Source organism: Elusimicrobiota bacterium, assembly GCA_026388095.1.
Classification (GTDB): Bacteria; Elusimicrobiota; Elusimicrobia; order UBA1565; family UBA9628; genus UBA9628.
In genome coordinates this window covers 1-11,072 of sequence record JAPLKL010000047.1, presented here as the reverse complement: position 1 = coordinate 11,072, position 11,072 = coordinate 1, and the positions used below count along the sequence as shown (strand labels likewise).

Genomic DNA, 11,072 nt, shown 5'->3' with positions numbered 1-11,072 from the left:
GGTCCACCGACAGTTTCAGGGCCTTACGGTTCAGCACAAGGAAATCCTCAAGTACATGGGGCTACCCGTGAGCGTCTACACGGCGCTGGAGATCGGCTGATGGAAATTTCCCCGGCCCTAACAAAATGGGCGAAACAAGCGAAGGGACATCTCTTCTTGGTGGATATGGGGGACGGCACCTTAGCGCGCTTGGCGGAAGCGGGCGTCGATACCGGCAAGATAGAGACTTTCATGTTCACTCACTTCCATATCGACCACAGCTCAGAATACACGGCCCTCTCCCTCGATTCCTGGGCCCGTGGGCGTAAGCACTTGAACCTGCTCGGCCCTCCAGGGGTAATAGCCTTGCATGAGTTTTTGACCGCTTTTTACAAGGAGGACATGACCTATAGGAAATCCATCGTGGGATCTTTGACGTGGGACGGCATGATCTCGAATGTGGACATCAAGGAACTCAACGGAGGAGAGAGTCTGGTCCTCAACGGCGTCAGGATAACGACGGCGGAAGTGCCGCATTCAATAAAGACCTTGGCCTATCGCTTCGATGCCGGCGGGCAGTCCATCGTCGTTTCCGGCGATCTGACTTATTCGGACAATCTGATCGCGCTGGCTCAGAACGCCGATGTCCTGGTCATCGATGCGGGACTGCTGATCATGCAGCCGCCACCCCTGCCCATCAAGTTTACTCCGGGGACGATGAACGGCAAGCCGAGTCATTGCACATGGAAGGAAGCGGCCACGATGGCCGAAAAAGCGAAGACCAAGAAACTCGTGCTGACTCATTTCTCCCCTGGGCCTGTCGACAAGAAGGCGACCCTAAGAGAAATGGGGAAGATCTTCAGCCATGAGATCATTTTTGGGGAGGATCTCGTCGAGGTCTCTCCCCAGCCCGGCCATGCCGCCGAGAGCGTGTTGACGGAGCGCGAGCGGGGCATCACCGCGTTCCGACCGGCGCCGCACGGGCCGACATCCCACTAGGACGCCGGGCTCCCCTACCACACCCCGTATCGCGGCAGGGTTTGCGAAAGGAAGGCGCGGCTCACCCGACAAATTGGCATACTGGTTTCAGGATGTGTTATTATGGATTGTACGATTCAGCGCTCCTGCGAATGATCCACAAACCGAATCGCGCCTATTTTCTTGCCTTCCTGACGGTTCTGGCCCTTGGTCTTTCGAGTCTGCAGGGGCGCGGCGACCTACGGGCTGCCGGCAACCCCGATTCCCAATCAGCCCCCCCACAGAAAGCCCCTATCAAATTCAAATCCAAGAAAGATTTCAGCGTGATTTTGATCGGCACCGGCGGCCCCGCCCCTACTCACAAGAGATCCAACCCCAGCACACTGATCCAGTACAAGGGACATTTATTCTTGGTGGACATGGGGTTCGGCACAAAGGCGCGCTTGATGGAATTGGATGTCGACACCGGCGATATTGAGACCATGATGTTCACTCACCATCATATCGACCACGATGGAGCCTACATCCCCCTCTCCATGGATTCCTGGCTCCGTGGGCGAAAGCACTTGGACCTGATCGGTCCCCCAAAGACAAGAGCCTTGCATGAATTTTTGACTACCTACTATAAGGAGGATATGGCATATAGGAAAAGCATCGTCGAATGTTTGACTTGGGACGGCATAACTTCGAATGTGGACATCAAAGAATTAAAGGGGAACAATAGTTTCGTCTTGCACGGCGTCAGGATAACAACGACAGAAGTGCCGCATTCGATATACACCCTGGCTTACCGCTTCGATGCCGACGGGCAGTCCATCGTCGTTTCCGGTGATCTGACTTATTCGGACAATCTGATCGCGCTGGCCAAGGACGCCGATATCCTCGTCATCGATTCCGGACTGCTGATCCCGCAGAAGCCGCCGGAAGGCCTCTTCCACGCCCAGCCCGGCGACCATCCCAAGCCCCCCCGGAAGAGGGCTCATTGCACATTGGAAGAAGTGGCCACAATGGCCAAAAAGGCGAACGTCAAGAAGCTCGTATTGACGCACTTCGGTCCTATGCCGGTGGATGAGATCGCGACCCTAGTTGAATTCAGAAAGATCTTCAGCGGAGAGATCATATTCGGGGAGGACCTCCTCGAGATCTATCCACAAATCAGTCCCGTGATGGGGACCCCGGTGATCGTCCACCACGACGGAATGGCGAGCCCCTCGCGATGGAGCCCGCAGTCCTCCGGATCCGAGGACAGCCGAGAATCGGCGCAGCCCGCCCTGGAATGACCTAGGCCGCCCGGAGGGCGGCCTCAGGGCCGCGGCGAGCGCGACCCATACTTCTCCCGCAGCCAGCGTCCCGCGTCGTCGAAGAGGCTGTAGGCCACGGGCACGATGAGCAAGGTGATGAGCAGGCACAAAGTCTGCCCGCCCACGATGACCACGGCCATGGTCGCGCGGTTGGCCGCCCCCGGGCCGCGGGACAGGGCCACCGGGGTCATGGCCGCGACCAGCACGCAGGTGGTCATGAGGATGGGGCGCAGCCTGGTCTTGTTGGCCTGCAGGATGGCTGCGTCGCGCGATAGGCCCTGCCGGCGCAGGGTGTTGGTGTAGTCCACCTGCAGGATGGCGTTCTTCTTCACGATGCCGAAGAGCATGAACAAGCCCATGATGGAGAAGATGGTCAGATACTGGTTGAGCAGGATCAAGGACAGGATCGCGAAGGGGATGGCCAGGGGCAGGGAAAGCATGATGGTGACCGGGTGCAGGAAGTTCTCGAACTGCGAGGCCAGCACCATGTACATGAAGATCGCGGCCAGGAAGAAGGCCAGCAGGAACTCGCTGAGCATCCGGCCGAACTCCTTGGATTTGCCCTCCATGCCGGTCGTGTAGCCGGGAGGCATCTTCAGCGCCTTGACCGTCGCCTCCGCCTTGGCGATGGCGACGTTGAGCGGCACGCCCGCCAGGTTGGCCAGGATGCCCACCTCGCGCTGGCGGTCCATGCGGTCGATCTGGGACGGGCCGGTGTCCTCGACGAGGCGGGCCACGTTGTCCAGGCGCACCAGCCCGACTTTGGAGGAGGGCACGTAGAGGGCTCCCACGACCTCCTTGCGGTCGCGGAACTGCTTGTCCACCCGGATGCGCACCTCGTAGAGCTCGTCGCCCTCCTTGTACTTGGTGATCTTCTCGTCGCCGCTGACCATGGTGCGCAGGCCCAAGGCGATGTCCTCGATCTTGACGCCCAGGTCCTGGGCGCGGTCCCGGTCGATGCGCACCTTCACCTCGGGCTTGGCGAAGACCAACGAGGTGTCCACGTCCACGACGCCCGGGGTGGCCTTGAGGGCATCGACCACCTTGGCGGAGTACTCGCGCAGCAGGTTCAGGTCCGGCCCCGTGATGTAGTACTGGAAGGCGGCGTCGCGCATCTTGCCGCCGCCGAAGTGGGAGACCGGGTTGACGCTCAGGCGCAGGGCCGAATATTTGGCCAGGGCGCGGCGGGCCAGGTCGATGATCTGGTCCTGCCCGAGCTTGCGCCGGGAGATGTCGGCCAGGCGCACGAAGAGACGCGCGTCGTTGACGTTGGAGCCTTCCCCCTCGCCGAGCGAGCTCATCACCGAGGTCACGTGGGGCAGGCGCTTGACCTCCTCCTCCACCTGGCGCAGGATGCGGTCCGTGGCCGAGAGAGAAGTCCCTTCGGGCGCCGTGAAGTTGACCTCGAACTCGTTGGAGTCGTCGGCCGGGATGAAGTCCTTGCCGACCAGCTTCAGGAACGGCAAAGAGGACAAGGCGATGCCGATGGCGATCGCCACGACCGTCCAACGATGAGCCATCGCCCAGAGCACCAGGCGGCCGTAGTGGTCCTTGAGGAAGTCGTTGAAGCGGTCCACCCAGACCTGGAAGCGGTTCTTCTTCTGCTCCACCCTCAAGAACCGAGAGCAGAGCATGGGGGTCATGGTGAAGGCCACGAACAGGCTCACCGAGACGGCGAAGGCCACGGTCAGGCCGTAGCTCTTCAGGAAGCGCCCCACGATGCCGCCCATGTTGGCCAGAGGCAGGAAGATGATGACCAAGGAGAGCGTGGTGGCCATGACCGCGAGCCCGATCTCCTTGGTCCCCGTGGAGGCGGCCTCCTCGGCCGGGGTGCCGTGCTCCTCCATGTGCCGGAAGATGTTCTCCAGGACCACGATGGCGTCGTCGATGACGATGCCCACCGCGATGGTCAGGCCGAGCAAGGTCATGATGTTGAGCGTGAAGCCCGCCCGGTCGATGAGCAGGAAGGTGGCGATGATGGAGGTGGGGATGGCGCAGGCCGCGATCAAGGTCGGCCGCAACGCGCCCATGAACAAGAACACCGCCAGCGCCGCCAGGATCGCGCCCAGGACCAAGTGCTCCTCCACGGCGTGCACCGAGGCCAGGATGAAGCCGGACATGTCCCGGATGACCTCGGCCTTGATGCCGGCGGGGAGGGTGGGCTTGAGCTCATCGAGCCGCGCCTTGACCTTCCTGATGACCTCAACCGTGTTGGTGCCGGACTGCTTCTGCACGGTGAGCGAGACCGCCTCTTGCCCGTCGAGGCGCGCCAAAGAGCGGGCGTCCTCGGCCGTGTCCTCGGCCCGGCCGATATCCCGGATGCGCACGGGCACGCCCTTGACCGTGGCCACCACGACCTTCTCGAAATCGGAGGGCTTCTCGATGCGGCCCATGGTGCGCAGGACGAACTCCCGCCGGTCCTGCTCGACGCGGCCGCCCGGGATCTCGATGTTCTGCTGCTTGAGGGCGTCCTTGACCTTGATGACCGTGAGCTGGAAGGAGGCCATCTTGAGCGGGTTGAGCACGATGTGGATCTCCCGCTCGCGGCCGCCCACGATGGAGATCTTGCCCACCCCGTCCACGGACTCCAGGCGCTCCTTGACCTGCTTCTTGGCGATGGTGGTGAGCTCCCGGATGGGCATTTCCCCGCTGACCGCGATGGACATCACCGGCAGGGACCCGGGGTCGAACTTCTGCACCACGGGCGGGTCCGTGCCCTCGGGCAGGTCGCGCTGCACGCGGGAGACCGCGTCGCGCACCTCCTGGGCCGCCACGTCGATGTTCTTCTCCAGCACGAAGGAGATCATCACCTGGGAGAGGCCCTCGAAGCTGGTGGCCTTGAGGCTGTCGATGCCGGAGATGGTGTTGACCGCCTCCTCGATGGGCTTGGTGATGGAGGTCTCGATCTCCTCGGGGCCCGAGCCGGGCAGGGTGGTCGAGATGATGACGAAGGGGATGTCGATGTTGGGGAAGTAGTCCAGGCCCAGGCGCTGGAAGGAGAAGGCGCCGATGACCACCAGGGCCGCCATCATCATGGTGGTGAAGACCGGGCGCTTGATGCAGACGTCGGAGATCTTCATGTCGCTCGCCTCAACCCTGGAGGTTCCGGCGCGCAGCGCCGGAACCCGCGCGGCGTCCGAAGGGCGCCGCGCCATTGGACGGCAGGAGGCTTTCCGTGTTCACTCCTTCTCCTCCCCACTCAATTCGGCCAAGACCTCGACCGGGCTGCCGTCCTTGAGGCCGTAGAGCCCGAACACCGCGACCTTCTCGCCGGGCTTGATGCCCTTGCGGATCTCCAGGAACCGGTCGCTCTGCAGGCCCAGCTCCACCTCGCGCTTGACGGCCTTGCCGTTCTCGATGACGAAGACCGCCGGGCCGCTGCCGTCGGTCAAGGCGTCCTTGGGCACGGCCAGCACGCCCGAACGGCTGCCCGTGATGAGGGTGACCTCGCCGAACATCCCGGAGCGCAGCCTGCCCCCGGCGTTGTCCAGACGGGCCTCGATGACGGTGCTCCGCGTGGCCGGGTCCACCACGGGGCTGACCTTGGAGACCCGGCCGCTGAAAGTCCGCTCCGGATAGGCCTCCACCCGCACGCGCACGGACTCGCCCACATCGGCCCGCGCGGCGTAGCGCTCCGGGACCTCGGCGCGCACGATGATCTCGCTGGAATCCATCACCAAGGCGACCGGCGTCGCCAAGGTCACGTCCTGCCCCCGGTCCAGATAGATGCGCGCGACCGTGCCGCTCAAGGTCGAAGGCACCGGCGCGGGCTCGAAGCGCACTCCCACCTCGTCGCGCTCCACCAGAGCCACGGCCTGGCCTTTGCGGACCCGCTCGCCTTCCTTGAGGAGGTTCTCCAGCAGCTTGCCCGGGACCCGGGAGAAGAGGGCCGCCTCGTCCTTGGCCTTGATGCTGCCGACCAGGAGGATGGTCTCCTCGAGGTCGCGGACCTGCGCGGGCATGGTCTTGACCGGGTAGGTGTCGAGCCGCGCCGCGGCGTCCTTCTTCTTGCCGCAAGCGGCCAGCAGGGGCAGCGCCAGGATCATGAAAACGGTCAGTCTTCTCATCGTACGGCCTCCTCCACGGGACCGCCCGCGGCGCGTTCCAGCGCCGCCAGGGCCACGCGGTAGTCGTGCAAAGCGTTGGCATAGAGCAGCCGGGTCTGCTGCAGGGCCAAGGTGACGTCGTTCTGCTCGAGCAGGCTGGCCTGGCCGGCGCGGTAGCGCACCTCGGTGGCCTCCAAGGCCCGGCGCGCCTGGCTGATGGCCGACTCCTGGCTCTGGGCGCGCTCCCAGGCTTCCTTGACGTTGAGCCACCCGCGCTTGACCTCGACCTTCATGGCCCGCGCCACCTTCTCCATCGCGGTGCGGGCCGAATCGAGCTGGGAGCTCGCCTGCTGGATCTTGGCCGTGGTCTGGCCTCCGGTGAAGAGCGGGTAGTTCAGGCGCAGGCCGACCACGGAACTGGTGGCCCGCTCCTGCGGCCCGGGCCAGGCGTGGTTGGACTCGGAGTACCACTGATAGTCCGCGTAAGCCGAGAGCCACGGCCAGCGGAAGCCCTTCTGGACGGCGAGCATGGCCTCGGCCTGCTCGAACTGCTTGCGCGCGGCCTGGTAGTCCGAGTTGTTCGCCAGGGCCGAGGCCTGCAGAGCCTCGTAGGGCATCAAGGAGTAAGGCCGCCCCTCCAAGGAGCCCTGCACCAGCACCGGGGCGTCCACATCCAAGCCCAAGGCGTCCTTGAGCATGGTCAAGGACAGCTCCTCCCTGTTGCTCGCGGCCAGCAGCGCCGGCTGGGCGTTGGCCACCTCCACCTTCTGGCGCAGGACCACGAGGTCGCTGTCGAGTCCCTGCCGGTAGCGCTCCTCGATGGTCCTGAGATGGTCCTGGGCCAAGGACAGGGTATCCCGCTGGATGGCGACGGTCGCGCTGTCCAGGCACACGGCGTAGAAAAGCCTCTTGGCTGCGAGGACCACGTCCGACTTGGCGGACTGGGACTGGGCCCGGCCGCCTTCCACCCCGGCGGTCGCGGCCCGCATCCCCTGCTTGACCATCCCGCCGGTGAACAGGTACTGCTGGAGGCTCGCCGCATGGCGCATGCTGTTGTCCTGCCCGGCCTTGAGCACCGCGCCGGCCAGGAAGAACGACGGCTTCTCGAGGTTGCGGTTGTAAAGCCCGGTCAGGGTCACGGCCGGCAGGGCCATGCCGATGGCCTGGCGGCGCTGGGCCTCCAGGTAGGCCAGCTGTTCCTCGGCGAGGGCGACGTCAAGGTTCTTCTGCAGGCCCAAGGCCACGGCCCGGTCCAGGGTGAGTTCCATCGGAGCGCCGGACTGTGCCGCCGCGGGCCAGGACCAGAGCGCCGCCGCCAAGAGCCAGGCCGTCGTCATGGCCGCCCCCGCCGCTGCCAGGCCAACTGCGCCAGCAGCCCGATGCGCTTGCGCAGGACCGGCACGGAGGGGCGGTCGCTCTGCAGCCCCTTGATGGACAAAACGACGAGCTCGGCGGCATCGGCGCCGCCCGCGAATCCGGCCAGCACCCGGATCAGGTACTCCTTATATTTGACCCCGACCTGCTCCCAGGCGCGCAGCCCCTCGTCCAGCAGTTCGCCCCCATTCGGGCTGTCCGCGCCCTTGGCGTAGAGTTCCACGCCCCACAGTCCCAGGACTTCCTGGAACTTCTCTCGGCTGCCCAGGCCGGACTTAAGCACCGTGTCGGTCTTCCGGCGGTACTCGTCCAGGACGTCCTTGACCACGGACAGGAAGAGGTGCCTCTTGTCCTTGAAGTAGGCGTAGAGCAGGGAACGCGACACTCCGGCCTGCTTGGACACGTCCTCGAAAGTGGTCTTGTGGAGGCCGTACTGGATGAAGCACTCCAGGGCCGCGGCCAGGATCGACTGGCGCCGGATATCCTTGCGCTGCTGGGCCGGGCTCATGACAATAGATATTTTGACAGAATGAACCTATTTTGTCAATAAGTACTTTCCCCTAGGCGCGGCTCAGAAGGGGAAGCCGCCGTCCGCCTCGTCCGCGGCCGGGCGGCAGCGCCAGCAGGCCTGGCCGCCCCTGCCCTCGGCGCAGGTCCGGCAATCGATCTTGCTGCCGCGTTTGGGCGGCGAGGCGAAGGCATGGACCTCTATGGGATCGACCACGATGGCCTTGCGCGGCCGGGTCGGGCAGGCGAACTGGCAGGCCCCGCAGCCGATGCAGTAGTCCTCATGCTGGACCGGGGCGTAGACGGACTTGAAAGGCTCCATGGTCAGCGCCCCGCTCGGGCACTGCTCCTGGCAGGCCCCGCAGTCGCGCTCGAAGGCGTAGGGGATGCAGATCTCCTTGATGAGGCGCGACTTGCCGATGCGGATGCGCTTCTTGGCCGCCAGCGGGAAATACGAGATGGCCCCGCTCGGGCACACGGCCAGGCAGGCGTTGCACTCGTAGGCGCAGTAGCTCACGCCGTAGTCGAGCCGGATCTTGGCCGAGCCGGCCAAGCCCAGCCCGCGGCTCGCCGGGACCAGGACTTGGCTCGGGCAGACGGACACGCAGGTGTCGCAGGCCACGCAGCGCTCCAGGAAGGAAGCGTACGCCTTGCCGCCGGGCGGGACCACGGCCGCGGCCGGGCCGAGCCCCAGGAAGCGTCTCTTCAGCCACGAACCGGCGGCCCAGCCCGCGACGGAGAAGCCCGCGCCGGCCAGGAAGTCTGCCCGCGACAGAGCCGCGCCTTTGCGGGCGGGTCCTGCCGCCGGACATCCCGTCGGGTGCTCGCTGTCGCTGCGCGCCCGACGGGAGCCCTGTCCGGCGTCACCCGCCCGCCAGGGCCATCTGAAGGTGAAGGCCATGGCCTGCTTGGCGCACACGCTGGAGCACTCCAGGCAGTTGATGCAGAGCTTGCCGTCTATGCGGCCGTCGCTGATGCAGAGGGCCGGGCAGAGCTCGGCGCAATTGCCGCATTCCCCCCCGCATTCCTGGCCGCGCACCTTGCCGGGCGCGACCGTCTGCATCAGCATGAAGAGGGTCCCTGACGGGCACAGCGCCCCGCAGAACCAGCGCGGCCAGCGCAGCGGGACCAGGACGATGACCGCCAGGAAGACCAGTCCGAGCGCGAAATTCGCTCCGCAGGGGCCTCCGGCCCGAAGGGCATGGCCGAGGCCGTAGACCCGGCCCAGGCTGCTGAAATGGTCGAAGTAGAGATAGGCCGAGGAGCGGTGCGCCAGGAAAGCCGCGCACAGCGCCAAGACCAGGAGCCGCACCGGCGTCCAGCCCGCGGTGCCGCGGCCGGCCAGGCCGAGGGCTTGGCCCAGGCGGCGCGAAAGCTCCTGCAGAAATCCCACCGGACAGAGGAAGGAGCAGTAGAGCCTTCCGAAGATGAGCGTGGCCAGCAGCAGCGCCCCGGTCACGGCCAGCGAGACCAGACCCAAGGGCGGGAGCATGAACCAGGGCAAGGAGGCCAAGGTCGGGAAAAGGTGCAGGCCGTGATAGACCGCCGCGATGGCGCGCCCGGGGATGAGGCCGAAGAAGACAACGAGGCTCAGGGCCAGGAACGCCGTCTGGGTCAGCAAACGGACGCGGTGAGCCACGGCTCAGACCTTCAGCGAGATGCGCTTGATGGCGGCCTTATCGAGGTCCATGCGCCCCACGCCCAGCTCGGCGGCCATCTTGAGGTACGCGACGCTCTCCGGCGCATAGCCCAGGACCTTGGCCGCCGCGGTGTCTACGAGGACGGCGTCTGAGGAGAGCAGCTGCATCTTCTTCATGTCGAGGTCGTCGGTGGTGGCGCCGTAGGGGCCGTTCTCCATCATGACCAAAAAGGCGTCGACCACGTTGAGGTCCGGCCGGCGCAGCAGCGGCAGTTCCGCGATGCAGCGCTGCAGGCCCTCGCGATGCCAGAACCGGCGGTCCCAGACCACGCCCATGAGGTTCTTCAGGGCCGCGGTCATCCGTCCTCCGCCGTGGCTCTTCAGGATGGGCACGTTGATGACCGCGTCGCAGTCGAGGTAGAGCTCGTGGACCAGGACTTCCTTGAGCACCTGCGCCTTGGGGATGGCGACCTTGCGGTAGGCTTTCTGATCTTCGCCGGTGCGCATCTCTCCGCCGCTGCGCTTGACCGCGTCGGCGATGCCGGAGCGGCGGTAGCAGTCCGCCTCGCGGTTGACCGGATGGTCGAAGCAGTAGACGGTCTTGGCGCCGGCCTCGTAGGCCGCGGCCACGATGCGGCCGACCAGGTCGGGGTTGGTGGTGGCGCCCTCGCTGGGCGTCTTGTCCCAGCCGATGTTGGGCTTGACCAGGACGGTCTGGCCCGGCTTGACGAAGCGGCCCAGGCCGCCCAGGGCCTTGATCCCCGCGTCGAACATCTGGACCGGCGAGCCGTCGCGCACCGCGACCAGGTCCGGGTAGGACGGCGCGGGCGCTTCCTGGGCCTTGCCCAGCAGAGGCCGGCGGAGCAGAGGCGGCAGGAGCCCGCCGGCCGCTGCGGTCAGACCCAGCCTGAGGAAGCCCTTGCGCGTGATCTTCATCGGACCTCTATGATATCAAACCGCGAGACCCGCTCGCACTCGGCGCCAATCTGCTAAGCTATGCGGCATGAACAACGCCCTCCTCGCCGTGGTCCTGCTCGCCGCACCGGCCGGCGCCGCTCCGCTCTCCACTCCGAAGGAGGCGTCGAGCAACCTGGTCATCGCCTTCACGTGCGTTTTTCGGACCAAGCCGACCAGCATCTCGGAGCATGCCGACCACCGTCTCGGAGCATGCCGACCACCATCTCGGACATGCCGACCACCCTTTCGGGGTCGACCACTGGCTGAGAGGGCCCAAGGATGGGGTGGCCG

At 65.4% G+C, this 11,072-nt stretch carries 8 protein-coding genes; 2 read left to right on the top strand and 6 right to left on the bottom strand.

Annotated features, from left to right (window positions below):
- Positions 1-99 precede the first annotated feature (99 nt).
- Positions 100-978, top strand: a complete 879-nt coding sequence (locus NTY77_12540) for an MBL fold metallo-hydrolase (GenBank protein ID MCX5796315.1) — start codon at positions 100-102, stop codon at positions 976-978.
- Positions 979-1,109: 131 nt separating this feature from the next.
- Positions 1,110-2,237 carry an MBL fold metallo-hydrolase gene (locus tag NTY77_12535; GenBank protein ID MCX5796314.1) on the top strand — a complete coding sequence of 376 codons (1,128 nt, stop codon included), beginning with the start codon at positions 1,110-1,112 and terminating at the stop codon, positions 2,235-2,237.
- 23 nt (positions 2,238-2,260) lie between these two features.
- Here the strand turns inward: NTY77_12535 and NTY77_12530 are convergent, their stop codons facing one another.
- The 6 genes from NTY77_12530 to NTY77_12505 form a co-directional block, all read right to left on the bottom strand.
- Positions 2,261-5,338 (bottom strand): efflux RND transporter permease subunit, encoded by a 3,078-nt coding sequence (locus tag NTY77_12530; GenBank protein ID MCX5796313.1) that lies wholly within the window; start codon positions 5,336-5,338, stop codon positions 2,261-2,263.
- Positions 5,339-5,437: 99 nt separating this feature from the next.
- Entirely contained in the window at positions 5,438-6,325 is an 888-nt protein-coding gene (locus NTY77_12525) for an efflux RND transporter periplasmic adaptor subunit (GenBank protein ID MCX5796312.1), read from the bottom strand.
- Positions 6,322-7,641, bottom strand: a complete 1,320-nt coding sequence (locus NTY77_12520; protein ID MCX5796311.1) for a TolC family protein — start codon at positions 7,639-7,641, stop codon at positions 6,322-6,324. Before NTY77_12520 ends, NTY77_12525 begins: the two co-directional genes overlap by 4 nt.
- Complete coding sequence (locus tag NTY77_12515; GenBank protein ID MCX5796310.1) at positions 7,638-8,186, bottom strand: TetR/AcrR family transcriptional regulator; 549 nt, start codon at positions 8,184-8,186, stop codon at positions 7,638-7,640. The genes NTY77_12520 and NTY77_12515 overlap by 4 nt, the downstream gene beginning before the upstream one ends.
- Positions 8,187-8,249: 63 nt before the next feature.
- Positions 8,250-9,824, bottom strand: coding sequence for a 4Fe-4S dicluster domain-containing protein (locus NTY77_12510; protein ID MCX5796309.1), 1,575 nt, complete (start codon positions 9,822-9,824; stop codon positions 8,250-8,252).
- Positions 9,825-9,827: 3 nt separating this feature from the next.
- The gene (locus NTY77_12505) at positions 9,828-10,760 is read right to left on the bottom strand and encodes a DUF362 domain-containing protein (protein ID MCX5796308.1); all 933 of its coding nucleotides are present in this window, start codon (positions 10,758-10,760) and stop codon (positions 9,828-9,830) included.
- Positions 10,761-11,072: the final 312 nt, after the last annotated feature.